Consider the following 25,626-nt stretch of genomic DNA (forward strand, 5'->3'; position numbering starts at 1 on the left):
CCACACCCCCGATCGAAACGTTTGCGTTTCGCTCGGGGAGGGCCTAATCTAAGGCGTACGAAACCGTTTCGTTTCACACGTTCGTAACCTGAACCACGACTGGAGTACGTCCCCATGGCTCAGACATCCGCGGCGCCGGACACAGCGCCACTCAGGAAGACCGGCTCCCAAGCAGAGGAGGCCGGGCCCCGGCATCGGTGGTGGATTCTCGCCATCATCGGGCTCGCCCAGCTGATGGTCGTACTGGACGCGACCATCGTGAACATCGCCCTGCCGTCCGCCCAGGCCGACCTCGGCTTCTCCGACGGCAACCGGACCTGGATCGTGACCGCCTACTCGCTCGCCTTCGGCAGTCTGCTGTTGCTCGGCGGCCGGATCGCCGACCTCTTCGGGCGCAAGCCCGCCTTCCTGGTGGGCGTGGGCGGTTTCGCGGTCGCCTCGGCCGTGGCCGGCGCCGCCACCAACTTCGAGATGCTCGTCGCGGGCCGCGCCCTGCAGGGCCTGTTCGGCGCACTGCTCGCCCCCGCCGCACTCTCCCTGCTGACCACCACCTTCACCGACCCGAAGGAGCGCGCCAGGGCCTTCGGTATCTTCGGCGCCATCGCCGGCTCCGGCGCGGCCGTCGGCCTGCTGCTGGGCGGCGTACTCACCGAGTACATGAACTGGCGCTGGACCCTCTTCGTCAACCTCTTCATCGCGGCCTTCGCCATGGTCGGCGCCCTGATGCTGCTCAAGCGCACGGCTCGTGACCGGAACTCCAAGCTCGACATGCCCGGTACCGTCCTGGTCACCACCGGCCTCTTCAGCATCGTCTACGGCTTCTCCAACGCCGAGTCCCACGACTGGAGCTCGCCGCTGTCCTGGGGCTTCCTCGCCGCCGGTACCGTGCTGCTGACGGCCTTCACCTGGTGGCAGACCAAGGCCTCGCACCCGCTGCTGCCGCTGCGCGTACTTCTGGACCGGGACCGCGGCGCGTCCTTCGTCGCCATGCTGATCTCGGCGGCCGGAATGTTCGGCGTGTTCCTGTTCCTCACCTACTACCTGCAGCTCAGCCTCGGCTTCTCCGCCGTCAAGACCGGCCTGGCCTTCCTCCCGATGGTCGCCGCCCTGATGGTGACCGCCACCCTGTCCACCAGCATCCTCATCCCGCGCATCGGGCCGAAGATCGTGGTCCCGCTCGGCATGGTGCTCGGAGCCGTCGGCATGGTCTGGCTGACCGCTCTCGACATGAACAGCACGTACGCGGCCCACGTCCTGCCCCCGCTGGTGGTCACCGGCCTCGGCATCGGTCTGGTCATGGCTCCGGCCATGAGCCTCGCCACCAGCGGCGTGGCCACCGACGACGCCGGAGTCGCCTCCGCCTCCGTCAACACCATGCAGCAGATCGGCGGCTCCATCGGCACGGCCCTGCTCAACACCCTGGCCGCCAGCGCCGCCACCTCCTACCTGGTCGGCAAGGACCCCACCAACAAGCTCAACCAGGCCCAGGCCGCACTGGAGTCCTACTCCACCGCCTACTGGTGGTCGGCCGGCTTCTTCGCGGCCGGCGCGCTGCTCACGGTGCTCCTCTACCGGCGCGGTGTCCCGAAGATCGACGCGGACGCCGCCCCCACAGTCCACATGTAAGCGGCATGTGGCAGCCCGCGCCCACCTGTGGGGACGGGGAGGGTACGGGCAACGGGCCCGGTGCTTCCGAGCACCGGGCCCGTAGTCGTGCGCGGTTCGGTTCATCTCCGTGTGCACCGGATGTCCTGGTGGCATCCTGCGATCACGGGCGCTGACGCCGAGCGAGTCGTCGGCGGGGAGGAGCGGCGCATGGGGATCGAGCGGTACATCGGCATAGACCTCGCCTGGGCGCAGAGCGGAGCCGGACGTCGTACCAAGCCCAACGAGACCGGCGTCGCCGCCATCGACAGTCGTGGCGTGGTGGTCGAATGCGGCTGGACCTTCGGGATCGAGGAGACGGTGGCATGGCTTGCCAAGACGGCCGTCGACGGGGCGACCCTGGTTTTTGTCGACGCGCCGCTCGTCGTTGACAATCCCGCCGGACAGCGGCTGTGCGAGCGGGAGGTCGGTCAGCGGTACGGCCGTTGGAAGGTGAGTGCAAACAGCACCAACCAGAGTTCTCCCCGGCGGGCCGGAGTGCTCTTGCGGGAACGGCTGGAGGAGTCGGGCTGGTCCTACGACGACGGCCGGGGCGGGCCGCCGACGGGCGGACTGGTCCTGTCCGAGTGCTATCCGTACACAGCCTTGGTCGGAGCCCGGGAGCTGGGCTACGACAAGGAACGGCCCACGTACAAGCGCCGGCCCGTGCGAGTGCCGACGGCTCAGTGGCGAGCGGTGCGGGCGGAGGCGTGCGACACGCTCATCGCGCGCATGGCGGGCCTGGCCACCGCTGATCCGCCCCTCCTGCTCTCCTCCCACCCGGTCTCCCGTCGGCTGCTGGATGAGCCCTCGCCGCAGCGGGCGGCCGACTACAAACACCGGGAAGACCTCATCGACGCGCTGCTCTGCGCGTGGACGGCCGCGCTGTGGGCCCGGCACGGACCGGCTCGCTGCCAGGTACTCGGAGGGGACAGCCTCGTATCGCCCGGACGCGCCCCCACCATCATCGCGCCCGCCCGCCCCGAGCAGCGGCGTGACAGCCGGCCGAGCTGAACGGAGAAGGGGGAGACAGCAGTTCACCGGGAAAAACCTGGTGCCTCGCCCACGCCCCGTTCCCTACACTCGCCACACACCGCGCGCCGCACACCAACGTGGCGCGCATCGTGACGAGTGAGGGGAGCCGACCGTGCGTTACCGCACCGCTGTCGTTGTTCCCCCGTCGCGGTACGAGGTGATCCTCGTGTCTTCGGGTGCCCGGTGCCGGCTGCGCGGCCGGAACCGGATGTCCGTCACGAACGCCTGATCTCCCCGCGCCCGCCGCCCGGTTCGAGTGAACCGGGCGTGTGCCTGTGAGGTGAGGGTGCGTCGCGCCAGAAGTGGCCTTGTGGCCTGAACTGGCCAACTGGCAGGTCTGAACCGGCCATGGTGCACAAGGTGTTTCGTACGGAATCGCGCCGACCCACTCCGGATCGTTCCGAAAGGCCATCGGCCGTGCGTACCGACCTGCACCGACATCTCACCGAACTCACTCAGCCCACCCGGCTCACCCAGCCCGCCGATCCCACAAGCCCGCTGACCGGCGTCCGCAATCTCGGCATCCTCGCTCACGTCGACGCCGGGAAGACCACCGTCACCGAGCGGATTCTGTACGTCACCGGGACCACGCACAAGCGGGGCGAGGTCCATGACGGTACGACCGTCACCGACTTCGACTCGCAGGAGCGCGATCGTGGGATCACCATTTTCGCCGCGGCCGTCAGCTGTGCCTGGGACGGTCACCGGATCAACCTGATCGACACCCCGGGCCACGTCGACTTCTCGGACGAGGTGGCGCGTTCGCTGCGGGTGCTCGACGGGGCGATCGCGGTGTTCGACGCCGTCGCGGGCGTCGAACCGCAGAGTGAGTCGGTGTGGCGGCAGGCGGACCGGTACGGGGTTCCGCGGATCGCGTTCGTCAACAAGCTGGACCGCGCCGGTGCCGACCTCGACTCGGCGGTCGAGTCTATCCGGCAGCGGCTTCATCCGGCGCCGCTGGTCGTGCAGTTGCCCATCGGTGTGGAGGACGGGTTCACGGGGGTCGTGGATCTGCTGCGTATGCGGGCGCTGGTCTGGGCCGACGGCCGCGACACGGCGGAGGAAGGGCCTGTGCCGGAAGCTCTGCGGGAGGAGGCGCGGCGGCGGCGCCGGCTGCTGGAGGAGGCCGTGGCGGAGCTGCACCCCGTGGCACTGGAGGAGTTCTGTGCGGAGTCGACCGTCTCCGCACAGACCCTGGCAGGTGCGCTGCGCGACCTGACCCGTACCGGTGACGGAGTCGTGGTCTTGTGCGGCTCGGCCTACCGCAACCGCGGGATCGAGCCGCTGCTGGACGCCGTGTCGGCGTATCTGCCCTCGCCGTTGGACGTGCCTGCCGTACGCGGTACCTGGGACGACGCGGAGCAGGAGCGGGCCGCCGACCCGCAGGCGCCGTTCGCGGCGCTGGCGTTCAAGGTGAACGCCACGGCGACCGGGCGGCTGACGTACCTGCGGGTGTACTCGGGAACGATTCGGAAGGGAGAGACCGTGTGGGACTCGGGCACCCGGCGCACCGAGCGGATCGGGCGGATTCTGCGGGTCCAGGCCGACCGGCACGCCCAGTTGGACCAGGCGGTGGCCGGGGACATCGTCGCGGTGGTCGGGCTGAAGTCCGCCCGGGCCGGTTCGACGCTGTGCGCGCCCGGGGCTCCGTTGGTCCTGGAGCCGCCGGTCACGGCCGATCCGGTGGTGTCCGTGGCGGTCGAGGCACGGACGAGTACCGAGACGGGTCGCCTGGTGTCGGCGCTGGCGCGGCTGGTCGAGGAGGACCCCTCACTGGTCGTCCGGACCGACCCTGAGACCGGGCAGACGGTGCTGTCGGGCATGGGCGAACTGCATCTGGAGGTGGCGGTGGAGAAGATCCGCCGGTCCCAGGGGCTGGACGTACGTGTCGGACGGCCGCAGGTGGCGTATCGGGAGACGGTCGTACGCGGGGTCGCCGGGCTGGTGTACCGGCACGTCAAACAGGACGGCGGGGCAGGGCAGTTCGCCCACGTCGTCCTCGATGTGGAGCCGTTGGAGTCCGCCGTGGCGGGCGCCGCCCGTGACGACGGCGGTGGCGGCTCGACCGACGACTCGACCGACGGTTCGACCGACAGCTCGGTCGGTAGTGCGACCGGTTTCGAGTTCCGGTCGGACGTCGTCGGCGGGCGGGTGCCGCAGGAGTACGTCCGGGCTGTGGAGGCCGGTTGCCGGGACGCTCTGGCCGAGGGTCCGCTCGGCGGTCACCCGGTGGTCGGGCTGCGTGTCGTGCTGACCGACGGAGCGACCCATCCGAAGGACTCTTCGGAGCTCGCGTTCCGGACTGCCGGACGACTCGCGCTCCGGGAGGCATTGCGTGCCGCCGCGATGGTGCTGTTGGAGCCGGTGGTCGAGGTCACGGTCACGGCGTCCGACGACACCGTGGGCGGGGTCCTCGGTGACCTGGCGGCGCGGCGCGGCCGGGTCTCCGGCTCGACCGCGCGGGCGGGCGCCGTGCTGGTCACCGCGACCGTGCCGCTGGCCGAACTGTTCGGCTACGCGACCCGGTTGCGCAGTCGGACCCAGGGCCGGGGAGTCTTCACCACCCGGCCCGCCGGGTACGCCCCGGCGCCGGGCCCGGCGCCCGGCGGGACACCGGCCCGGTAGTCCGAAGGACGGCCTCGCCCCCTATGCGGGCGAGGCCGTCCAGTCGGTCGAGTGGAATTGTCCGGCGTGTGTTGATTGCTTCCGCAACTCAGAAAAGGCGGAGAGCGGGAGGGGGTGAAGTCGCCCCAGGCGTACGGCTGTTACACGTGCGTAACCTCTTGACGTCACGCGCCCCGACTGGATACTTACGGACACCGGGTTTCCGGAGTCGTGTGGAATCGCTCTCCGACGAATGGTCGCATTCCCACCCTGTCGTGTGCGTTCGGGAATTGCGCACCAATTGGCTCTCAACGTGTCACTCAAGCAACCGGCACTACGTTTGATCGATATTTCGAACGATGTCCATGGTGTCGATCGTGCTGTGCGTATGCCACTGATCAAGCCGTCATCCCCGCACTCGACGGCCCACCCCCCACAGGAGGACCTCTCGATGAGTTCACGACGGGCCCAGGAGCCCACTGGGCGAACGGCCGCGCCCTGGCGCGGGAAGCTGGTCATGGCCGCGCTGGCGGCCGCCGTGCTGGCCGGGCCGGGCGTCGCCCAGGCGGCCCCGCAGGCCGCCCCCGCACCCGCATCCGTACCCCGGGAACAGGCGGCGGCAGCCACCATCACCTGGAACCTCGAACGCGCGAGCAACCCCACCGAGGACCAGCGGACGGCCTACAACCTCATCACGGCGGCCATGAACGCCGCGGTGGCCCGCTACAACAACCTGAGCGACCTGGGCAAGGCCATCACCGTCCGCTACGACCCGGGCGTGCCCACGGCCGACGGAAACATCAACGGAACCATCCGCTTCGGCAACCGCGGCTACATGAACGAGAGAACCGCTCTGCACGAGATCGCCCACACCATCGGTGTGGGCACCAGCTCGGGCTGGTCCTCCATCGGTGGCGGTGGCACCTGGCGCGGCGCGCAGGCCACGGCGCTCGTCAAGCAGTTCGACGGGTCCGGCGCCACGTTGTCCACCGGTGGCGGACACTTCTGGCCCTACGGCCTGAACTACGACAACGAGTTCTCGAACACGGCGGCCGATCGCCATGTCCAGATCGTGGCCGCCATGGTGCGTGACGGTTTGTAGGCTCAGGACTCAGTGACCGCTGGAGGGGTGACCGCTCCTGAGCGCCGACGTGCTCGTACCCCTCCAGCGCACTGACACAGGTGCAACCGGTGCAGATGCAGGTGCAGGCACACAGTGAGGGCCCTCGAATGAACAACCCTTCGGCCTCCTATCGGCTCCTGCCGGGCGCGCCGGACTCCCCGGTGATCCTGCACGTTCCGCATTCCTCGCGGGTGATCCCGGCGGACGTACGGAGCGGCATCGTGCTCGAAGACGCCGTGCTGGCACGGGAGTTGGACCACATCACCGACTCGCACACCGCTCGGATCGCGGCGGCGGCCGCCGAGCGCTGCGCCACGGCGCCCTGGCGGTTCGTCAACGAGTTGTCGCGGCTGGTGGTCGACCCCGAGCGGTTTCCGGACGAGCGTGAGGAGATGCTGGCCGTCGGCATGGGCGCGGTCTACACGCGGACCACGCACCGGGCGGAGCTCCGCCCGGCCGGCTACGACGGGCAACCGCTCGTCGAGCGGTACTTCCACCCGTACGCGGCTGCCGTGACGGACGCCGTGGCCGGGCGGCTGGACGCCGTCGGGCGGGCCCTGATCATCGACGTCCACTCCTACCCGACCGAGCGCCTGCCCTACGAGCTCCACGGTGACGGGCCCCGGCCGCCCGTCTGTCTGGGCCGGGACGGCTTCCACACCCCGGCCGGTCTGGTGGCCCTCGCCGAGAAGGCGTTCGGGGGCTTCGGCGGCACGGGAGTCGACAGTCCCTTCAAGGGAACGTACGTCCCCTTGAAGTACTACGGGAGCGACCCACGGGTCAGCGCCCTGATGATCGAGATCCGGCGGGACGTCTACATGACCGAGCCGGGCGGCCCGCCCGGCCCCGGCCTCGACGCGCTGGCGGACGCGCTCGCCGAACTGGTCGACACGGCCGCCCGAACCACCGACTGACCAGAGCCGCATCGTTTCCGTTCATCAATCAGAGCCACATCGCTTCCGGTGGACGGACGAACGAACGGGCCCAGGCCCGCGCTCAGGTGTCGGTGCCGGTCTCCTCGTCGAAACTCGCGAAGTAGGCGGCGGCCATGTCCTCGTCGGCGTGACCCTGGGCGGCGGCGCGGGCGAGGCGTTCGGCGCCGGCGGCGGCGACGTCGAGGCGGATGCCGTGCTGCCGGCCGGCCTCGACGATCAGGCGGGCGTCCTTGACGGCGGTGCCCACGGCGAAGGCGGCCGGTGTCAGCCGGTCGTCGAGGATGAGCCCGGCCTTGGCGCGCAGGTAACCCATGTCGAGCGGGCCGCCGGCGATGGCGTCGAAGAAGCTCTGCGGATCCACGCCGAGCGCCTTGGCCAGGGCCAGTACCTCGCCGGTGGCGTTGGTGGCCGCGATGACCCAGCTGTTGGCCACGAGCTTGAGGCGGGTGGCGCTGCCCGCCGCGCCGTCCTCACCGGTCCACACCGTACGGGAGCCGACGGCGTCGAAGACGGGCAGTACGGCGTCCCGGCTCTGGCTCGGGCCCGCGGCCAGGACCAGCAACTGCCCGGCCTCCGCGGGCTGCCGGGTGCCGAGCACCGGGGCGTCGAAGAAGACCAGCCCGTGCTCGTCGGCGAAGCCGGCCAGCTCGCCGACCGCGTCGAGGCCCGCGGTCGTCGACTGCACCCAGGCGGCGCCGGGACGCAGACCGGGGGAGGCCTGCCGGATGACCTCCAGTGCGGCGGCGCCGTCGTACAGCATGGTGAGGACGACGTCGGCGCCGCGCACCGCCTCGGCGGGGGTGTCGGAGACGTGCGCGCCGTCGGCGGCCAGCGGCTCGGCCTTGGCGCGGCTGCGGTTCCAGGCCCGGACGGAGTGTCCGGCGCGGGCGAGGTTGCGGGCCATCGCGGCCCCCATGATGCCGGTGCCCAGAACGCTTACGGTGAGCTTGTCGGTCATGACGTCAACTTCCTGATCCATCCTGATCGTTGATGCTGTGCGGGCCCATGGGACGGCGAAAGCGCGGACCGGGCCGTCCGGCCGGGCCCGTGGCTGTCGAGCATAGGGTTCGGCCGCTCCGCGCGAGGGCCCGGCCGGTGCGTCGGCTCTGGGCCGTTCCTCGGTATCGCCTCCCCGCACCCCTCTTGCGTGTTCTGTGCCATGGACCATAAGTTACCGACAGGTAACCCGGCTGGGGTGCCGGTCGCCCGACTCTCGATCCCACCCGATCCGAAGGAGCCACCATGCCCACGCTCGACCGCCAGGACAACGTCTTCGTCCTCGACCTCGGGGACGGCGAGAACCGCTTCCACCCCGACTGGATCGCCTCCGCCGACGCCGCGCTGGACGAGGTGGAGAAGGCGGAAGGGCACCGGGCTCTGGTGACCACCGCGACGGGGAAGTTCTACTCCAACGGCCTGGACCTCGACTGGCTGTTCGCCCACGGCGACGAGTACCAGGGCTACGTCATCTCCGTCCAGGAACTGCTGGCCCGGATGCTGTCCCTGCCGGTGATCACCGTGGCCGCCCTGCAGGGGCACACCTTCGCGGCCGGGGCGATGCTCTCCCTGGCCCACGACTTCCGTGTGATGCGGGCCGACCGCGGCTACTGGTGTCTGCCCGAGGCCGACATCAACATCCCCTTCACGCCGGGCATGTCCGCGCTGATCCAGGGACGGCTGGACCGGCGGACCGCGCACGAGGCCATGCTCACCGCCCGCCGCTACGGAGGCGGCGACGCGCTGGCCGCCGGCATCGTGGACCGCGCGGTGGACGAGGACGCCGTCCGCTCGACCGCCATCGAGCTCGCCCAGGCGCAGGCAGGCAAGGCGGGCGACACCCTCGGCACGATCAAGGCCCGCATGTACGCACCCGCCCTGGCCGCCCTGCGGGACCGGACCGATCCCCTCGGCGAGACCGCTCAGGTCGCGGGAGACTGACGCCGACCGGGGTGGGCACCCGTAGCCGCACAACCACGTGGCGAACCCGCGGCGAAGCGAGGAACCATGGAGATCTCAGGCGTCATCAGCGCGATCGTGATCGGCATCATCATCGGCGTGCTCGGCAGGCTTGTCGTCCCGGGACGCCAGCGCATCGGCATTCTGTGGACGATCGTGGTCGGAATCGTGGCGGCCTTCGTGGGCTCGGCCATCGCGTCGGCCTTCGACGTGGCCGACACGGACGGCGTCGACTGGGTCGAGTGGATCTTCCAGATCGCGCTCGCCGGCTTCGGCGTCGCCGCGCTGGACCGGGTGAAGCTGCGCCGCCGTTGACGGGCGCTGCCCGTCACAGCGATCAGCCACAGTGATCAACGCCCTCCACGGTCACCGCGCACGGCCAGCCGTGGAGGGCCGGCCCGGCGTGGACATCACGGCGCGTGCGCGGGGTACCCGAAGGGGTGACCGCATCATGCTCGCGCCGTTCCTTGCGAGCCGCGCGGCAAGGCGAGGACGGCAAGAACGGCACGGGTCGGCAGGGAAAGGACGAAGCCCGTGTTCTTCGACAACCGTCGGCACGCAGGACAGGAACTCGCCGTACGACTCCTTGAATGGGCCGGGGACAGGGATCTCACCGGCACCCTCGTGCTCGCCCTGCCCCGGGGCGGGGTACCGGTCGCGGCCGAGGTCGCCGGTGCCCTGCACATCCCGCTGGATGTCCTGGTCGCGCGCAAGATCGGCGTGCCCGGCAACCCGGACCTCGGCATCGGAGCGATCGTGGGGGACGATCCGCCGGTGTTCGACCGCCTGGCCCTCCAGGCGATGCACCTCTCCGAGGACAAGCTGGGGCCCGAGATCGCCCGGGAGCGGCTGGAGTTGCACCGGCGCGAGCGGCTCTACCGCAAGGGCCGCCCGGCGCCTCGCGTGGCCGGCCGCAGCGTGCTCCTCGTCGACGACGGACTGGCCACCGGTGTCACGGCCCGGGCCGCACTCCGGCACCTGCGCCGCCAGGATCCGGCCCGGCTGGTTCTGGCGGTCCCGGTCGGGGCGCCCGACACGGTCGACGCGATGCGCACCGAGGCCGACGACGTGATCTGTCTGCACCAGCCTCGGAACCTGGCCTCCGTGGGGCGGTGGTACGCCGACTTCGAGCAGGTCTCGGACGGTGAGGTCACCGCGGCACTGCACGGAGTGCGGCCCGCGACCTGAGCGGGTGACGCAATCCAGCCACACGGCCGCGAAGCCGGAGGAAGAACCGGAGCAAGAACCCGAGGAAGAAGATGACGCCGATGATCTCCGAGACGGTTCTCGTACCCGCCGAAGGCGAGGAACTCGCCGGTGACCTCGTCGCGCCGACGTCGACGCCGGCGGTGGTGCTGTTCGCGCACGGCAGCGGCAGCTCCCGGCACAGCCCGCGCAACCGGATGGTCGCCGCCGAGTTGTGCGCCACCGGGCTCGGCACCCTGCTGATGGACCTGCTCACCGAGCGGGAGGAGCAGCGGGACGCGCTGACGGCCGAGCACCGCTTCGACATCCCACTGCTGGGCCGCCGCCTGGTGGCGGCGATCGACTGGCTGGGGGCACAGCCCGGCACCCGGGGACTCCCGGTCGCTCTGTTCGGCGCCAGCACCGGCGCGGCCGCGGCCCTGGTGGCAGCCGCCGAGCGGCCGGGCCGTGTGCTGACCGTCGTGTCCCGGGGCGGACGGCCCGATCTCGCGGGTGCGGCGCTGACCCGCGTACGCGCCCCGGTGCTGCTCGTCGTCGGTGGCCGGGACCCGGAGGTGCTGCGCCTGAACCAGGAGGCGGCCCGGCGGTTGAGGGCCCCGCACTCGCTGCGCGTGGTGCCGGGCGCGACCCATCTGTTCGAGGAACCGGGCGCGCTGAAGCGGGTCGCCGAGACGGCCAGGGCATGGATCGGGGACCGGCTGCGGTTCGCGCGAGAGGTCACGGAGGAGGACTGGCAGACGGCAGTCGCCTCGGCACCCTCCCGGTCACTCGTCGACGCCGACGCCGACAACCGTCGTACCCCCGGCTGACGGCCGGCCGCGGAGTCCCGGCACACGCCCGAAGTCCCGGCACACGCCGAGAGGGCCCGAAGTCCCGGCACACGCCAAGAGGGGGTGAGGCGGCCAGGAGCGGGCACTGTGGAAGGTGGCACTGTGCAATCGTGTACTTCACCGAGTCCGGGCCGATGACGCCGGCCCGTCCGGGCTGCGGCGACGGGCGGTCTTGGTGGATCATGTCTGGCAACGGTGCGCGACCGGGCGGAGGCGATGCGCATGCGGCCCGAGTACGGCGGCGGCGACCACGAGATGCCGGACCCCGCTGACTCCTCCGAGGCGCATGACCGGCGTCGTGTCACCGACACCTTCACCGCCGCCGCGGCGAGGGCGAGCGCCCAGGAGGTGCCCGCGCTGCTCTGCCGGGCGTGTACGGACCTGCTCCCGGTCAGCGGCGCCTCGATCTCCATCGCGGCCGCCGGCAGCAGCGTACGGGCGCTGTGGTGCGCCAGTGACCGCACCGCCGCACGGCTCGCGGAAGCCCAGTACACGCTCGGGGACGGGCCGTGCCAGAACGCCCTGGACAGAGTGGCGCCGGTGCTGGCCGCGGACCTGACCCAGGGCCCGGACGCCCGGCGCTGGCCCGTCTTCGCCCAGCAGGCCCTCGCCCTGGGTGTCCGGGCCGTGTTCTCGCTGCCCCTGGGCACCAGCGTCCTTGCGGTCGGCACGCTCGACCTGTACCGCGACACCACGGGACCGCTGTCCGACCGGGACCTGCGGCTGGCCCTGCTGACCCGGGACGCGGTCACCTTCGCGGTGCTGAACCTGCATTCGGGGGGCGACGGCCACGATCGCGCGAACGGAGCAGGAGTAGCGTCATGGGTAGACGCCGCCGAAGCCGACCACACGGAAGTGCACCAAGCCGTCGGCATGGTCATGGTCCAGCTGGGAGTCGACCCCCAGCAGGCCCTTGACCGTCTCCGGGCACGAGCCTTCACCCAAGGACGGACCGTGACGGAAGTGGCACAGGATGTCCTCGCCCGTGTTCTGCGTTTCCGGCCGGAAGCCGATGACGCGTCCCAGGACCACGGTCGGCTCGGCGGAGACGAAGGAGACGGTGACCGGTCATGACCCGCGAAGAGCAACTCGCCGAGGCATTCGTCGGGTTGACCGACACCCTTGCCGACGGCTTCGACCCGGTGGTCCTCATGGACCGCCTGGTCGGGCACTGCGTCGAGATCGTCGGCGCGGACGCGGTCGGCATCATGGTGGCCACCGCCCGGGGGGCCCTGCGCACGATGTCCGTCTCCGACCAGGGGGCGGCTCTGGTCGAGCTGTTCCAGCTGCAGACCGGCGAGGGTCCCTGCCTGGACTGCTACCGCACTCGTCGTCCCGTGGACGCCCCCGACCTGGCCGAGGCGGGCGACCGCTGGCCCCTGCTCACGCCGCTGGCCATGCGGACCGGTTACCGCGCCGCGCACGCCCTGCCGCTGCGCGTCAACAACCACACGATCGGCGCGGTCAACCTGCTGCTCACCACGCCGGGCGGCCTGTCCCCGGCCGACCTCCGGCTGGCCCAGGCGCTCGCCGACGTGGCCGCCGTGGCGCTGGTCAACTGGAGCCCGATCCCGGCCAGGCCCGCGGACATCCTCACCCAGGTCCAGGCGGCGATGGCCGCCAAGGCGACCGTCGAGATGGCCCAGGGCATGCTCGCCGAGCACGGCAGGCTCGATCCGGCGCAGGCCCTGCGCGCGCTGCACGCCTACTCCACCGGTGACGGCGGCCGGCTCACCGAGACCGCCCAGGCCGTCGTACGCCGCACCCTCGATCCGGACCTGGTGCTCGGCGCTCTGCGGTGACGCCCGCTCCCGCCTCGACGCGCGGGGTGCCACTGGGCGGGCGGGTGCGCCCGAAGAGCGGGGAAGAAAGCACCGCAAAAAGGGGTACAGACGTGCCCTGAGCGGGCACGATACGAATATCGCTTCGGTACCACCCCGGACCTCGGTGGCGTCCACGGCGCGCGACTGCCGCGTCGTTCCGTAGCCGTCGTTTCCTGGAGGAGACCACCGAGGTGGGCCATGGGCACCCATCACTACTTCACATTCGGCCTGCACCACCGTGTGGTGGGAGAGACCCTTGTGCTCGAACCGCGGGGTGAACTCGACGCCTGGGCGGACCAGGAGCTGTCCCCGCGCCTGGCGGTGCTGCTCGACCGACCCCGGCCCCGCCCGCACGTGATCGTGGACCTGCGCCAGGTGACCTTCCTGGACGCCGGCGGCCTGCGCCTGCTGATCAGGCTGAGGAACCGGGCGACCGCGAACGGATCCACACTGCGGCTCGTCGGTGCCTGCGCCGGGGTGCGGCACGTACTTCGTGTCACCCGCCTCGACCGTGCCTTCACCCTCCTCGACGAACCGCCGCCCCCTCTCGACGCCTCCTCCGGGCACAGCATTCCCGCCTGACAGCCCCGGCGACTTGCCGACACCCGAGGTCCGTACGAGAGTGGGAGGAGCCCCCGTCGGCCGGTGCGCCGGCCCGGGAGCGCCAGGCCCCGGACCCCGGCAGGCGCCTCCTCCTGGATGCGATCCGACCAGGACACTGCCGGAGGGACGAAGCGTGGACCGCAGTCACCTGACCGAGCCGGAGTGCCGCGAGGTCCTGAGCCGCACGCAGGCCGCCCGGCTGGCGATCGCCCGCCGCGGACTGCCGTACATCGAGCCGGTCGGCCTGATCCACTTCGACGGCGAGCCCGTCGCGCTCCTGGGCGAGTCGAGCCCGGTGGCCCGGGCCCTCGCCACGGTGGTCTCGCCGCGCAGGCTCGTCGTGCTGCAGACCGACGACCTGGCCGGCTCCCTGCGGGAGGTGCACAGCGTCACCGCCATCGCCCGGCCGCGCTGGGTCGTCGGTCTCGACGACGTCCGTGAGTGCCGGCGCCTGGCCGCGGTCCGCGGCCTCGATGTCTGGGCCGACACCTGGTTCCTGGCGCTGACCCGCCCCACGCTCGTCGGTCACCGCGTCCCGCTGCGGCGGCCACGGACCGAGCAGGCGCCCGCGATCCGTGAACGTGGGGCCGGCCCGCGCAGCCCGGTGGCGGACCAGTCGTAGAGCCGGGTCACCGTTCAGTGCCTCGGGGTGCGCCCCTCATCGCGTGCGCGGGACGACCAGACCGCTGTCGTACGCCAGGATGACGGCCTGCACCCGGTCCCGCAGCCGGTACTTCTCCAGGATGTGGGCGACATGCGTCTTGACCGTGGTCTCGCCCACGCCGAGTTCGAGCGCGATCTCCGCATTGGACAGTCCGCGGGTGAGGGCGCGCAGGACGTCGAGTTCGCGGCCGGTGAGGGCGTCGAGACGGGACGGCACGGTCGGCGTCTCGGGGGCGGCGAGGTGGGTGAAGCGGTCCAGCAGGCGGTGGGTGACCCGGGGCGAGAGCACGGCGTCACCGGCGGCGACCGTGCGGATGGCGTCCACGAGGGAGTCGGCGGGCCCGTCCTTGACCAGGAAACCGCTGGCTCCGGCGCGCAGCGCGTCCACCACGTGTGCGTCCAGGTCGAAGGTGGTCAGGACGACGACGCGGCTCGGTGATCCCGTCTCGGCGATGCGGCGGGTGGCCTCCACGCCGTCCATGTTCGGCATGCGGATGTCCATCAGGACGATGTCGGGGCACAACTCCCGGGCACTCTCGACGGCGGTGATGCCGTCCGACGCCTCGCCGACGACCGTGATGTCCGGCTCGGCCTCGATGATGAGCCGGAATCCCGTCCGGATCATGGGCTGGTCATCGACCAGCAGGACGCGGATCGCTTGCATACGGGGAGTGCCCTTCGTGGTGTGAGCGGTGCGGGCGGTGTGAGTGGTGCGCATCGGTTTCGGGGACGGGTACGACGGCGTGGACGCAGTAGCCGCCACCGGGGCGGGCGCCGGTGTGGAGGGTGCCGCCCACGGCGCTGATCCGCTCCCGCATGCCGACCAGGCCGTGGCCCGAGCCGTCGGCCGGGGCAGGGGGCCGGGGCGTCTCCTCGTCCGGCCGGGGGCCGTCGTCGCAGAGCCGGACGGTGAGCCGGTGCCGGTCCGGCTCCCAGGCGACCGTGAGCGCGGTACGGGTGTGGCCCGCGTGCTTGAGCGTGTTGGTGAGGGCCTCCTGCACGACCCGGTAGACGGTGAGGTGGGAGCCCGCGGGCAGCTCGGCGGGGGAGCCGGTGGTGGTGAAGTCCACCTGGACGCCGGCCGCGCGCACCGACTCCACCAGCGCGGGCAGCGCCTCGATGGTGGGCTGCGGCGGCTCCTTGTTCGGGTCGGTCTCCGCCCCCTCGTCGGTCCGCAGGACGTCCAGCATCTGGCGCAGCTCGGTGACCGTGGCCCGGCCGGTCTCCTCGATGGTGCCGTGCAGCTCGTGGGCCTTGTCGCCGTCGCGGTCCTGGATCCGGTCGGCGGCGATGGTCTGGACGACCATCAGACTGACGTTGTGCGCGACGATGTCGTGGAGCTCGCGGGCGATCCGGGCCCGCTCCTCCATGACGGCGGCGCGCGCGTTGGCGACCTGCTCGCGTTCGAGCGCGACTGCCCGCTCCGCGGCCTGGTTCCGGATGGCGGCGCGCGCCCGGTGGAGCCGGCCCAGGGCCCACGCGGCAACGAGGATCACCGCCTCGGTCAGCAGTGTCGTGATCCGGTGGCCGGGCGGGGCGAGCGCGGCTTCGGTGACGGACGCCACCGGGATGAGCACGGTCACCACCAGGGTGGCGGTCCTGGGCGCGCCGCGCACGGCGGTGAGGAACACGGCCGTGGCCACGCCCAGGTAGGTCGGCCCGATGGAGGTGCTCTCGGGACCGGAGAGCGGCGGAACGTAGTGGAACCCGTGGAGGACGCTCACGGCCCCCGCCGTCACCAGCAGGGCGGGCAGCGGAAAGAGGCGGTGGACGGTCAGGGGCAGCGCGGCGAGCAGGGTGAGCACGACGAACCGGGCGTCAGCAGCGCGCAGTTCGGGTCCGCCGGGCGGCATCGCCTCGGACACGGCCAGCAGCCCGGCGGCGAGCAACAGGGCCAGACCCGCGTCGGTCACTGCGGGGGGTACGCGGCGCCCCGCGAACGAGTCCAGGGTCATGGACCCCACGGTAGACGGATCGCCGGGTCCGTCGATCTGCCCTGGGGCTGAAAGAGGGCGGCCGCCTCCTTCGTGAAGGCATCCTCCGCAGGGAGGAGGAGCCCGCGGCGAGCGCCAGGTCAGGGGCGCCTTCCCCTCCTCCGTACGGCGGAGACCGCGCGGGGTCTCGCCCGGCCGGTGGAGGCGAGGGTTCGACTGTGCGGCCGAGGCCATGACCCGCCGTCGCCGATGCACTTGAGGCAGCACGGAATCCGATCACGGAATGCCGTACGGGGCGATCACGGAAATGCCCTACGAGGCGTCGAAGCGTCGAGGAGTCGAGGAGTCATGGTGCGGTCCTGGGGCCAACAACCGGACGTGTCCGCCGTCAAAGGCAGGTACGCCGTGCAACTGACGGACGTGACCAAGCGGTTCGGCGAGGGCCCGACGGCCGTCCTGGCGCTTGACAAGGTCGGCGCGGGCATCGAACCCGGCACCTTCACGGCGGTGATGGGCCCTTCGGGGTCGGGCAAGAGCACGTTCCTGCACTGCGCGGCCGGACTCGACAGGCCCACCTCGGGCGAGGTCCGCCTCGGCGCGCAGGACCTGTCGAGGCTCAGGGAGAAGCGGCTCACGGAGCTGCGGCGCACCCGTATCGGCTTCGTCTTCCAGGCGTTCAACCTGCTCCCCTCCCTCACCGTGGAGCAGAACATCACGCTGCCCCTGCGGCTGGCCGGCCGGCAGGCCGACGCGGGCTGGCTCGACCACATCCTGACCACCATCGGCCTGGGCGAGCGGCTCTCCCGCTTCCCCGCACAGCTGTCCGGCGGTCAGCAGCAGCGGGTGGCGATCGCGCGCGCCCTGGTCACCCGGCCCGAGGTGATCTTCGCCGACGAGCCGACCGGGGCCCTCGATCCGGAGACCGCCCGGGACATCCTGGGCCTGCTGCGGCAGGCGGTCACCGATCTGCACCAGACGGTGGTCATGGTCACGCACGACCCGATGGCCGCGGCGCACACCGACCACGCGATCTTCCTCAGCGCGGGACGCATCGTCGACGAGATGCACGCACCGAACGCGGACCGCGTCGCGCATGTGCTGTCCGGCCTGCGGAGGGCCGCCTGATGCTGACTCTCGCCCTGCGGACGCTCAGGGCCCGAAAGGGCGGTTTCGCCGGTACGTTCGTCGCGCTGCTGCTGGGCGCCGCCGTCCTCGGCGCCTGCGGTGTCCTCCTGGAATCCGGTATACGGGCCGGCTCCTCGCCCGAGCGGTACGCGGCGGCAGACGTCGTCGTCACGGGCCGGCAGGAAGTGGAACTGACCCTGAAGGACCTGGACGGCTCGACGCTCAAACAGTCGCAGCCACTGCCCGAACGCGTGCCGCTGCGCGCCCCGTTGGCCGACCGGATCACCGGCGTCGACGGTGTGCGCTCGGTGATCGCGGACGCGGGAGCGCCGGTGCGGCTGATTGCCGGAGACGGAGACGGGGACGGGAACGGGAACGGGAACGGGCAGCCGGTGGCGGGACGGCACGGCACGGCGCCCGAGGCGCACAACTGGTCGAGCCGCCGCCTCGGCGACTTCCGACTGACCGCCGGACACGCGCCGCGCGCGTCCGGAGAGGTCGTCCTGGACACCGGGATCGCGGAACGGGCGGGCGTACGCCCCGGCGACGAAGTCCGCCTGATGACCACCTCGGTACCCCGCGCCTTCGAGGTCGCCGGACTCGTCGAACTGACGGACGGCCGGTCGCCCCGCCGGCCGGTGGCGTTCGTGTCCGACGCGGCCATGCGCCAACTGACGCCCTCCGTATACGCCTTCGGAGTCCTCGCCGACCCCGGCACGTCACCCGGGCGACTGGCCGACCGCATCGAGTCGGCGCTCGACGACGACACCCTCGCCGTGCACACGGGGGAGGGACGCGGGCGGGCGGAGTTCCTCGACGTCGCCGTCAGCGGCTCCAACCTCGTGGTCCTTGCGGCCGCGGTCGGCGGCAACGTCCTGCTCATCGCCGTCTTCGTGCTGTTCGCCACGACCTCGCTGTCCATCCGGCACCGCCGCCGGGAGATCGCCCTGCTGCGCGCGATCGGCACCACACCCGGCCAGATCCGCCGCATGGTCGCCGCGGAGGCCGCTGCCACCGGGCTGCTCGCCGGGGTGCTCGGCTGCCCGGTCGGCCTGGTCCTCGTGTACTGGCTCCGCGACCGGTTCGCCGGACAGGGCATCGTGCCGGCCGGCTTCGGGCTTGCCGTCAGCCCGCTGCCCTTCCTCGCGGCGGTGCTCGTGACCGTCCTGACCGCGCTGGTCGCGGTCCTGTGCGCCGCCCTGCGCGCGACCAGGATCCGGCCTACGGAAGCTCTCGGCGAGGCCGCCGTGGAGTCCCCCGGGCTCGGCCGCGGACGCAGGATCACCGGCGCCGTGCTGCTGGTCCTTTCGGCGGGCGTCTTCGTCACCGGCCTCGCGCAGGACGCCGACTTCTTCACCCTCGTCGGGCTCGCCAACTCCCTCGTACTCGTCCTCGTGATCGCCGTCGCGGTCCTCGGCCCGCTGGTCGCCGAATCCGCCGTACGCCTCCTCGGTCCGCTGCTGAACAGGACCGGCGTCACCGGCTATCTGGCGGCCGCCAACACCCGGGCCAACGTGGGCAGGCTGGCCGGCGCGATCACCCCCCTCGTGCTCGCCGTCTCCTTCGCGTCGACCGTGGTCTTCGCCCAGACCACCGGGCTCCGTGAGTCCGCCGACCAGCTGCGGGCCGGCCTGGTCGCCGACCACGTCCTCACGGCGCCGAACGGGGTGTCGCCCGAGGTGGCCCGGAAGGTCGGGGAACTGAAGCAGGTGGAGTCGGCCACCGGACTCGTGAAGTCCAAGGCCGTCGCGGTGGGCAGGATGCTGGGCACGGAGGATGCCGTCTCGCTCAGTGCGCAGGGGGTGGATCCCGGGGCGCTCGGCACCACCCTCGACCTGCGGCCGACCGAGGGGGACCTGAAGGAGCTGTCACCCACGACGGTGGCGATCAGTACTACAGCGGCCTCCTGGCTCGACCTCGGCGTCGGCGACACCGCCCGACTGCACCTGGGCGACGGCACCCCGTTCCGGGGCAGGGTCGTCGCCGTCTACGAACGCGGCTTCGGGTTCGCCGACCTGACCCTGGAGCACGATCTGCTGCTCGCCCACACCACGGCGAAGGCCGACGAGTCCGTACTCGTACGCTCCGCCCCCTCGGCGGCCGGCCTTCCCGAGGCCCTGGCCGACGTGGCGGCGGCCTACCCGGGCACCGTGCTCCGGGACGGGCTCGCCGTCGACGACCAGCTGACGGAACAGCGGGCCAACGCCTGGGTCAACTACCTGGTGGTCGGCCTGATCATCGCGTACACGGCGATCACCGTCGTCAACACACTGGCGATGAGCACGGGCGCCCGGCGCCGGGAGTTCGCGCTGCTGCGGCTGTCCGGTACGGCCCGCGGTCAGGTCGTCGGGATGATGCGCCGGGAGAGCGTCATCGTCATCGTGGCGGGGATCGGCATCGGGACGCTGCTGTCCGCGTTCCCGCTGATCCTCGTCTCCCTGGCGCTGAGCGGCTCACCGGTCCCGGCCGTGCCCGGTCTCGGCTATCTGGCGATCGCGGGGGCGACGGCGGTCCTGGCGGTCGCGGGCACGATGGTGCCGACACGGCTCCTGCTGAGAATCCGCCCGGTCGAGGCGATCGGCGCGAGGGAATGACGGTGACGGCCGGTCACTGCTCGTCGGCGGCCTGGTGTTCGTCGGAGCCGGTCGGGTTCCGGCCTTCGTCGGACGCCGCCAGGCTCCCCAATATGCCCAGCAGTTCGGCGTCGCGGCTGCCCGGTTCGGCGTGGAAGACCTTCAGGATCAGGCCGTCCGTGCCGCGGATGTCCATCTTGTTGGACTGAAGCTCGATGTCGCCGACCTTCGGATGGCGCAGCCGGCTGACCCGCGGATGCTTGGGCCGTACGTCGTGCCGGCCCCACAGGTGGCGGAAGCGCTCACTGCGTACGGAGAGCTCGCCCACGAGTTCCACCAGGCGGGGGTCGTCGACGTCGGGCCCGACGTTGGCCCGCAGAGCCGCGATCCCCGCCTCGGTCAGTTCCTCCCAGTTCCGGAGCAGTTCCCGTTCGGTGTCGTCGAGGAAGACGGCACGCAGGATGTTGGTGCCGGGGGTGAATTTCGGGGACAGGGCCCTCGCCAGCGCGTTGGCCGCGAGCACATCGCTGAACCTGTTCTCGACGTAGGCGGGATTGCTCGTCCAGCCGTCGATGAGCTGGAGGATGCCGGGCGGCACGGGCTCGGGTTTTCGTGCGGCCCGTCCACGGTCCGCGGAGCGGGGCTTCCGGCGAGCCAGGGAGGGGCGCGCCCGGGTCAGGCCGATCAGATGCGCGGTGGCGTCCGCGTCCAGGTTCAGGACGTCGGCCAGGGCTTCGAGGACCTGGAGCGAGGGGTTGCGGTCGCGGCCCTGCTCCAGGCGCAGGTAGTAGTCGGCGCTGATCCCGGCGAGCATCGCGACCTCCTCGCGGCGCAGTCCCGGTACGCGCCGCAGCCCGCCGCCGCGGATTCCGGCGTCCTGGGGCCGCACCAGGGCACGGCGGGCGCGCAGAAACTCGCCGAGAGCGTTCGTACCGTCCATGCCCCAACCGTAGGTCCGTATCGGCGCGGGTGACTGTCCCTGTCACTCCCAGGAACAGCGGGGTACTGCCGGGCGCGGTCGAGCACGCGCAGAGTCGGCAGCGGACGAACCGTCCGCACCGGTACGCAGCGAAAGGCACCCCACACCATGACTGACACCAACACCGTCTCCGGCGGAACTCTCACCCTCGCCGACGATCTGACCCTCACCCGCATGGGATACGGAACCATGCAGCTCGCGGGCCCCAACGTGTTCGGGCCGCCCAAGGACCGGGACGAAGCCGTCGCGGTGCTGCGCGAGGTGGTCGAGCGGGGCATCACGCACATCGACACCAGTGACTTCTACGGGCCCGCCGTCGTCAACGAACTCATCAGGGAAGCCCTGCACCCCTACCCCGCCGACCTGCGCATCGTGACCAAGGTCGGCTGCCGTCGCGGCGACGACGGCGGCTGGAACCTCTCACGGGACCCCGAGGACCTCAAGGCCCAGGTCCACGAGAACCTCCAGCACCTCGGCGTGGACACGCTCGACGTGGTGAACCTGCGCCTCGGCACCAACGAGGGGGGAACGGACGAGGAGCCGCTCGGCGACATGTTCGGCGCGCTGGCCGAGCTGCGGAAGGAAGGCCTGATCCGCCACCTCGGACTCAGTGCCGTCTCCGCCGCCCAGCTGACCGAGGCGCAGGCCATCGCGCCGGTCGTCACGGTGCAGAACCTCTACAACCTGGCCAACCGCCAGGACGACGCCCTCGTCGAGCGGTGCGCGGCACAGAACATCGCCTTCACCCCGTTCTTCCCCCTGGGCGGCTTCTCCCCGCTGCAGTCCCGGATCCTGACCGACGTCGCCGCCCGCCTGGACGCCTCACCCCAACAGGTGGCACTGGCCTGGCTGCTGCAGCGCTCGCCCGCCATCGCCCTCATCCCCGGCACTTCGTCGCGCACCCACCTGCGGGAGAACATCGCCGCCGCGGACCTGGTGCTGCCGGCCGACGCGATCGCGGAACTCGACACCATCGGCCGCTGACCGGAAGCGGCGGCCGCCCGCCTGTCGGCGTCGGCCGCCCGCGTCATCGGGCGGCGCCCACTCCTGACGTGGGCCGCAACCGCGGTACCTCGTGAGCGGCGGCGTCGGCACACTCCCGGCCGGCGTCGTCCTGACGGCCTGCGGAGCCCGTCTCCCCGCGGTCCCTGACCCGCCACAGCCACCCGATGTCCCGGCCGAACGACCACATCAGCAGCGCCAGCGCGAGCGCGACGACCCCGAACGTCATCGCGTACGGGAGGATTCCCGAGCCCGCAAGGAGCAGCATGACGCCCTGCAGGGCGGCCACCGTCTTGCGGGCGGCGCTCGGCGGCAGGGAGCCGTTCAGCCAGGGGAGGACCTTGGCCGCCGCCACGAAGGCGTAGCGCATGCCGCCGATCAGGAGGACCCAGGGTCCCAGGGACGTGGCGACGTACACGCTGAGCACCAGGATCAGGAAGGCGTCGACCTCCATGTCGAAGCGGGCGCCCAGCGCGGTGGAGGAGCCCGTGCGGCGGGCGACCTTGCCGTCGACCGCGTCCAGGATCAGGGCGACCGCGGTGAGAGCGACCAGGAGCGTGATCGGGGGCGGGCTCTGGAAGGAGTCCGCGACGAGTGCCGTCACACCGCCGACGAGGGTCGCCCGGCCAAGGGTGACGCGGTTCGCCGGGCCGAAGGAGCGGGTCCGGGAGCGGTGCAGTGCCCGCGAGAGCACGGCCCACGTGGCAAGCGCGAACGCCAGCCCCGTCAGCCAGCCCGCAGGTCCCATGCCGATCGCCGTGCCGAGCACGGCCAGCAGAAGGACTTGCACGCCCGCCCCCACAGCCGTCTCCTGCTGCAAGAGCCTCGCGTCGTACGTGTTGTTCAGGGCCACCGCACATCCTCCGGCCAGGTGACAGAGTCGATCATTGCCGCGTACCTTGTGCGCGACTTCGCAAAGGTCGGTACGTGCCTCGCCGCCCGACCGTTCAGCTGATTCGCTCAGCCCCTTCACAGGGATCACTCAGGAGGACGCCGAATGGACCGCTCCGCCCGCGCCTTCTGGCTCCGCTCTCCCGGCCACGCCGAGATAAGGGACGTCGACCTGCCGGAACCCGCCGAGGGGGAGGTGCAGGTGCGAACACTTTTCTCAGGGGTGAGCAGGGGGACAGAGACGCTCGTCTTCCGCGGCGGCGTGCCCGAGAGCCAGCACACGGCCATGCGCGCACCCTTCCAGGAGGGCGAGTTCCCCGGTCCGGTCAAGTACGGCTACCTCAACGTGGGAATGGTGGAGGAGGGGCCCCCGGAACTCCTCGGACGGACCGTCTTCTGCCTCTATCCGCACCAGACCCGGTACGTCGTCCCGGTGAGCGCCGTGACCCCCGTACCCGAGACCGTGCCCGCCTCGCGCGCCGTCCTGGCCGGAACCGTGGAGACCGCCGTCAACGCCCTGTGGGACGCGGCCCCGCTGCTCGGCGACCGGATCGCCGTGGTCGGCGCCGGAATGGTCGGCGCCGGTGTCGCCGCGCTCCTCGCCCGGTACCCCGCCGTCCGCGTCCAGCTGGTCGACGCCAACCCGGCGCGCGCGGACATCGCCCGAGCCCTCGGCGTCGACTTCGCGCTCCCCGCGGACGCCGCCGGAGACTGCGACCTCGTCGTCCACGCCAGCGCCACCGAGGCCGGACTCGCCCGCTCCCTCGAACTCCTCGCCCCGGAGGGGACCGTCCTCGAACTGAGCTGGTACGGCGACCGCCAGGTCAGCCTGCCGCTCGGCGAGGCCTTCCACTCCCGCCGCCTGGTCATACGCAGCAGCCAGGTAGGCACCGTCTCCCCGGCCCGGAGCGCCCGCCGCACCTACGCCGACCGCCTCGCCCTCTCCCTGGACCTCCTCGCCGACCCAGCCTTCGACGCCTTGCTCACAGGCGAGTGCACCTTCGAGGACCTGCCGCGAACGATGGCAGACCTGACCGAGGGCAACACGACCGCGCTGTGCCACCTGGTGCGCTACGACACCGAGCAATAGGGGGCGCAGCCCCCTATAGGGGCGCGGGGAACTGCGCGCCCAGCCCCCACTACCCGCAGTCAACAACGCACTCACTTCACCTCAGCCCCCTCACCGACCCCACTCCGCCCCACCCAGCGGATCGAACCCGACAGAAACTCCGACCGAACCCCCTGAACACGGAGAACAGACCGGCCGTACTACACGGCACGCCCCGGCAAGAGGGGTCAGACGCACCGCACCTGGAGGGTCGTCCGTTGTTCAGCATCACCGTCCGCGATCACCTGATGATCGCCCACAGCTTCCGCGGCGAGGTCTTCGGCCCCGCGCAGCGCCTGCACGGAGCGACGTTCCTCGTGGACGCCACGTTCCGCCGCGCCGAGCTGGACGACGACAACATCGTCGTCGACATCGGACTGGCCACTCGGGAACTCGGAGAGTTGGTGGCCGAGTTGAACTACCGCAATCTCGACAACGAGCCCGACTTCGCCGACACCAACACCTCGACGGAGTTCCTGGCCAAGGTCATCGCCGACCGCCTCGCCGAGCGCGTGCACAAGGGAGCACTGGGCGAGGGCGCCCGCGGACTGGCCGGCATCGCCGTCACCCTGCACGAGTCGCACATCGCCTGGGCGAGTTACGAGCGTGGCCTGTGAACAAGCACGCCGACATCATCCCCATGTCCCTGCGCGCCATGCACTTCGTGATGCCCGGCGGAGTGGACGACCTGACCAGGCCCAGCGGCGGCAACACGTACGACGCCCGGGTGAGCCTCGATCTCCCCGGCTTCGGCTGGCAGGTCCACAAGCACGCCGTCTCCGGCAGCTGGCCGACGCCCGGCGCCCCGGCCCGCGCGGAACTGGCCCGCACCCTCGGTGAACTGGCCGACGGCACCGTCGTACTGCTCGACGGAATCGTCGCCTGCGCCGTCCCCGAGATCATCATCCCGGAGGCCGAACGGCTGCGGCTGGTCGTCCTCGTGCACCTGCCGCTCGGCGACGAGACGGGACTCACGCCCGCGCTGGCCGCCGACCTGGACGCCCGCGAGCGCCGCACCCTGCGTGCCGTGCCCGCCGTCGTGGCCACCAGCGAGTGGGCGGCCCGCAGACTCGTGGCCCACCACGGGCTCGCGCCCGACCGGGTCCATGTCGCCGCGCCCGGCGCCGACATCGCGCCCCTCGCCCCCGGCACCGACGGTGTCTCGCGGCTGCTGTGCGTCGCCGCGGTCACCCCGCGCAAGGGCCAGCACCGCCTGGTCGAGGCCCTCGCCACCGTCACCGAGCTGCCCTGGAGCTGCGTCTTCGTCGGCGGTCTCACCCATGACCCCGAATACGTGACCCGGCTCCGGGCCCTGATCGACCAGCACGGCCTCGGCGACCGGCTGCACCTCGCCGGCCCCAAGTCCGGTGCCGACCTCGACGCCAGCTACGCGTCCGCCGACCTGATGGTCCTCACCTCGTACGCCGAGACGTACGGCATGGCCGTCACCGAGGCGCTGGCCCGTGGCATCCCGGTTCTCGCCACCGACGTCGGCGGGCTCCCCGAGGCCGTCGGGCTGCCGCCTCCCGTACTCGCCTCATGCCTGTCCGGTGCACGACGGAAGAGCACTTCGTTTTTGCCTGATCTGTCTG

General features: G+C 71.6%; 24 protein-coding genes. 19 read left to right on the forward strand and 5 right to left on the reverse strand.

The annotated features are described in order from the left end of the window. Positions 1 to 114: 114 nt before the first annotated feature. From AB0I18_RS10230 to AB0I18_RS10250, 5 genes are all read left to right on the forward strand, one after another. Complete coding sequence (locus AB0I18_RS10230) at positions 115 to 1,626, forward strand: MFS transporter (protein ID WP_363104957.1); 1,512 nt, start codon at positions 115 to 117, stop codon at positions 1,624 to 1,626. 189 nt (positions 1,627 to 1,815) lie between these two features. After that, positions 1,816 to 2,658, forward strand: a complete 843-nt coding sequence (locus tag AB0I18_RS10235) for a DUF429 domain-containing protein (RefSeq protein WP_363104958.1) — start codon at positions 1,816 to 1,818, stop codon at positions 2,656 to 2,658. Positions 2,659 to 3,177: 519 nt separating this feature from the next. Beyond that, positions 3,178 to 5,304 carry an elongation factor G gene (locus tag AB0I18_RS10240; protein ID WP_363104985.1) on the forward strand — a complete coding sequence of 709 codons (2,127 nt, stop codon included), beginning with the start codon at positions 3,178 to 3,180 and terminating at the stop codon, positions 5,302 to 5,304. Between the two features lie 496 nt (positions 5,305 to 5,800). Then, positions 5,801 to 6,385: a hypothetical protein gene (locus tag AB0I18_RS10245; RefSeq protein WP_363104986.1), complete on the forward strand. Its 585-nt coding sequence runs from the start codon at positions 5,801 to 5,803 to the stop codon at positions 6,383 to 6,385. A 128-nt stretch (positions 6,386 to 6,513) separates the two neighbouring features. After that, positions 6,514 to 7,320: an N-formylglutamate amidohydrolase gene (locus AB0I18_RS10250; protein ID WP_363104959.1), complete on the forward strand. Its 807-nt coding sequence runs from the start codon at positions 6,514 to 6,516 to the stop codon at positions 7,318 to 7,320. Between the two features lie 82 nt (positions 7,321 to 7,402). Here the strand turns inward: AB0I18_RS10250 and AB0I18_RS10255 are convergent, their stop codons facing one another. Continuing rightward, positions 7,403 to 8,299, reverse strand: coding sequence for an NAD(P)-dependent oxidoreductase (locus AB0I18_RS10255; protein ID WP_363104960.1), 897 nt, complete (start codon positions 8,297 to 8,299; stop codon positions 7,403 to 7,405). Positions 8,300 to 8,583: 284 nt separating this feature from the next. Here AB0I18_RS10255 and AB0I18_RS10260 point away from each other — a divergent pair, with 284 nt between their 5' ends. The 8 genes from AB0I18_RS10260 (at position 8,584) to AB0I18_RS10295 (ending at position 14,381) form a co-directional block, all read left to right on the forward strand. Continuing rightward, a complete protein-coding gene (locus AB0I18_RS10260) occupies positions 8,584 to 9,279 on the forward strand; it encodes an enoyl-CoA hydratase-related protein (RefSeq protein ID WP_363104961.1) in 696 nt (231 codons plus the stop codon). A 66-nt stretch (positions 9,280 to 9,345) separates the two neighbouring features. After that, positions 9,346 to 9,612 carry a GlsB/YeaQ/YmgE family stress response membrane protein gene (locus AB0I18_RS10265; protein WP_363104962.1) on the forward strand — a complete coding sequence of 89 codons (267 nt, stop codon included), beginning with the start codon at positions 9,346 to 9,348 and terminating at the stop codon, positions 9,610 to 9,612. Between the two features lie 219 nt (positions 9,613 to 9,831). Next, on the forward strand, positions 9,832 to 10,485 hold the full coding sequence (locus tag AB0I18_RS10270; RefSeq protein WP_363104963.1) for a phosphoribosyltransferase family protein: 654 nt from the start codon (positions 9,832 to 9,834) through the stop codon (positions 10,483 to 10,485). A gap of 80 nt (positions 10,486 to 10,565) precedes the next feature. Next, entirely contained in the window at positions 10,566 to 11,312 is a 747-nt protein-coding gene (locus AB0I18_RS10275) for a dienelactone hydrolase family protein (protein WP_363104987.1), read from the forward strand. Between the two features lie 243 nt (positions 11,313 to 11,555). Next, positions 11,556 to 12,407 (forward strand): GAF and ANTAR domain-containing protein, encoded by an 852-nt coding sequence (locus tag AB0I18_RS10280; protein ID WP_363104964.1) that lies wholly within the window; start codon positions 11,556 to 11,558, stop codon positions 12,405 to 12,407. Further along, the gene (locus AB0I18_RS10285) at positions 12,404 to 13,135 is read left to right on the forward strand and encodes a GAF and ANTAR domain-containing protein (protein WP_363104965.1); all 732 of its coding nucleotides are present in this window, start codon (positions 12,404 to 12,406) and stop codon (positions 13,133 to 13,135) included. Before AB0I18_RS10280 ends, AB0I18_RS10285 begins: the two co-directional genes overlap by 4 nt. Before the next feature lie 219 nt (positions 13,136 to 13,354). Continuing rightward, positions 13,355 to 13,738: an STAS domain-containing protein gene (locus tag AB0I18_RS10290; RefSeq protein WP_363104966.1), complete on the forward strand. Its 384-nt coding sequence runs from the start codon at positions 13,355 to 13,357 to the stop codon at positions 13,736 to 13,738. Positions 13,739 to 13,892: 154 nt separating this feature from the next. Next, positions 13,893 to 14,381, forward strand: a complete 489-nt coding sequence (locus tag AB0I18_RS10295; RefSeq protein WP_363104967.1) for a hypothetical protein — start codon at positions 13,893 to 13,895, stop codon at positions 14,379 to 14,381. 36 nt (positions 14,382 to 14,417) lie between these two features. On the opposite strand, the gene AB0I18_RS10300 is transcribed toward AB0I18_RS10295, so the two are convergent. Next, on the reverse strand, positions 14,418 to 15,086 hold the full coding sequence (locus AB0I18_RS10300; protein ID WP_363104968.1) for a response regulator transcription factor: 669 nt from the start codon (positions 15,084 to 15,086) through the stop codon (positions 14,418 to 14,420). Next, positions 15,055 to 16,377 (reverse strand): sensor histidine kinase, encoded by a 1,323-nt coding sequence (locus tag AB0I18_RS10305; protein WP_363104969.1) that lies wholly within the window; start codon positions 16,375 to 16,377, stop codon positions 15,055 to 15,057. Before AB0I18_RS10305 ends, AB0I18_RS10300 begins: the two co-directional genes overlap by 32 nt. 327 nt (positions 16,378 to 16,704) lie before the next feature. Here AB0I18_RS10305 and AB0I18_RS10310 point away from each other — a divergent pair, with 327 nt between their 5' ends. Further along, positions 16,705 to 17,481 carry an ABC transporter ATP-binding protein gene (locus tag AB0I18_RS10310; protein WP_363104970.1) on the forward strand — a complete coding sequence of 259 codons (777 nt, stop codon included), beginning with the start codon at positions 16,705 to 16,707 and terminating at the stop codon, positions 17,479 to 17,481. Further along, complete coding sequence (locus AB0I18_RS10315) at positions 17,481 to 20,075, forward strand: FtsX-like permease family protein (protein WP_363104971.1); 2,595 nt, start codon at positions 17,481 to 17,483, stop codon at positions 20,073 to 20,075. Before AB0I18_RS10310 ends, AB0I18_RS10315 begins: the two co-directional genes overlap by 1 nt. Before the next feature lie 13 nt (positions 20,076 to 20,088). Here the strand turns inward: AB0I18_RS10315 and AB0I18_RS10320 are convergent, their stop codons facing one another. Further along, on the reverse strand, positions 20,089 to 20,994 hold the full coding sequence (locus tag AB0I18_RS10320) for a helix-turn-helix transcriptional regulator (RefSeq protein WP_363104972.1): 906 nt from the start codon (positions 20,992 to 20,994) through the stop codon (positions 20,089 to 20,091). Positions 20,995 to 21,141: 147 nt separating this feature from the next. Here AB0I18_RS10320 and AB0I18_RS10325 point away from each other — a divergent pair, with 147 nt between their 5' ends. Next, complete coding sequence (locus AB0I18_RS10325) at positions 21,142 to 22,017, forward strand: oxidoreductase (protein WP_363104973.1); 876 nt, start codon at positions 21,142 to 21,144, stop codon at positions 22,015 to 22,017. 43 nt (positions 22,018 to 22,060) lie between these two features. On the opposite strand, the gene AB0I18_RS10330 is transcribed toward AB0I18_RS10325, so the two are convergent. After that, positions 22,061 to 22,888 (reverse strand): CDP-alcohol phosphatidyltransferase family protein, encoded by an 828-nt coding sequence (locus tag AB0I18_RS10330; protein WP_363104974.1) that lies wholly within the window; start codon positions 22,886 to 22,888, stop codon positions 22,061 to 22,063. 144 nt (positions 22,889 to 23,032) lie between these two features. Here AB0I18_RS10330 and AB0I18_RS10335 point away from each other — a divergent pair, with 144 nt between their 5' ends. The 3 genes from AB0I18_RS10335 to AB0I18_RS10345 all read left to right on the forward strand — a co-directional run. Next, positions 23,033 to 24,016: a zinc-binding alcohol dehydrogenase gene (locus tag AB0I18_RS10335; protein WP_363104975.1), complete on the forward strand. Its 984-nt coding sequence runs from the start codon at positions 23,033 to 23,035 to the stop codon at positions 24,014 to 24,016. Between the two features lie 236 nt (positions 24,017 to 24,252). Then, entirely contained in the window at positions 24,253 to 24,651 is a 399-nt protein-coding gene (locus AB0I18_RS10340) for a 6-carboxytetrahydropterin synthase (RefSeq protein WP_363104976.1), read from the forward strand. Between the two features lie 23 nt (positions 24,652 to 24,674). Continuing rightward, positions 24,675 to 25,626: glycosyltransferase family 4 protein (locus AB0I18_RS10345; protein ID WP_363104988.1), on the forward strand; the 952-nt coding region annotated here is incomplete at its 3' end.

Source organism: Streptomyces sp. NPDC050704, from assembly GCF_040654355.1.
In the GTDB taxonomy this organism is placed as follows: domain Bacteria; phylum Actinomycetota; class Actinomycetes; order Streptomycetales; family Streptomycetaceae; genus Streptomyces.

Coding starts and splice junctions, on each gene's coding strand:
- AB0I18_RS10230 (WP_363104957.1), top strand. CDS start 115: ATGGCTCAGACATCCGCGGCGCCGGACACAGCGCCACTCAGGAAGACC.
- AB0I18_RS10235 (WP_363104958.1), top strand. CDS start 1,816: ATGGGGATCGAGCGGTACATCGGCATAGACCTCGCCTGGGCGCAGAGC.
- AB0I18_RS10245 (WP_363104986.1), top strand. CDS start 5,801: ATGGCCGCGCTGGCGGCCGCCGTGCTGGCCGGGCCGGGCGTCGCCCAG.
- AB0I18_RS10250 (WP_363104959.1), top strand. CDS start 6,514: ATGAACAACCCTTCGGCCTCCTATCGGCTCCTGCCGGGCGCGCCGGAC.
- AB0I18_RS10255 (WP_363104960.1), bottom strand. CDS start 8,299: ATGACCGACAAGCTCACCGTAAGCGTTCTGGGCACCGGCATCATGGGG.
- AB0I18_RS10260 (WP_363104961.1), top strand. CDS start 8,584: ATGCCCACGCTCGACCGCCAGGACAACGTCTTCGTCCTCGACCTCGGG.
- AB0I18_RS10265 (WP_363104962.1), top strand. CDS start 9,346: ATGGAGATCTCAGGCGTCATCAGCGCGATCGTGATCGGCATCATCATC.
- AB0I18_RS10275 (WP_363104987.1), top strand. CDS start 10,566: ATGATCTCCGAGACGGTTCTCGTACCCGCCGAAGGCGAGGAACTCGCC.
- AB0I18_RS10280 (WP_363104964.1), top strand. CDS start 11,556: ATGCGGCCCGAGTACGGCGGCGGCGACCACGAGATGCCGGACCCCGCT.
- AB0I18_RS10285 (WP_363104965.1), top strand. CDS start 12,404: ATGACCCGCGAAGAGCAACTCGCCGAGGCATTCGTCGGGTTGACCGAC.
- AB0I18_RS10290 (WP_363104966.1), top strand. CDS start 13,355: ATGGGCACCCATCACTACTTCACATTCGGCCTGCACCACCGTGTGGTG.
- AB0I18_RS10300 (WP_363104968.1), bottom strand. CDS start 15,086: ATGCAAGCGATCCGCGTCCTGCTGGTCGATGACCAGCCCATGATCCGG.
- AB0I18_RS10305 (WP_363104969.1), bottom strand. CDS start 16,377: ATGACCCTGGACTCGTTCGCGGGGCGCCGCGTACCCCCCGCAGTGACC.
- AB0I18_RS10310 (WP_363104970.1), top strand. CDS start 16,705: ATGGTGCGGTCCTGGGGCCAACAACCGGACGTGTCCGCCGTCAAAGGC.
- AB0I18_RS10315 (WP_363104971.1), top strand. CDS start 17,481: ATGCTGACTCTCGCCCTGCGGACGCTCAGGGCCCGAAAGGGCGGTTTC.
- AB0I18_RS10320 (WP_363104972.1), bottom strand. CDS start 20,994: ATGGACGGTACGAACGCTCTCGGCGAGTTTCTGCGCGCCCGCCGTGCC.
- AB0I18_RS10325 (WP_363104973.1), top strand. CDS start 21,142: ATGACTGACACCAACACCGTCTCCGGCGGAACTCTCACCCTCGCCGAC.
- AB0I18_RS10335 (WP_363104975.1), top strand. CDS start 23,033: ATGGACCGCTCCGCCCGCGCCTTCTGGCTCCGCTCTCCCGGCCACGCC.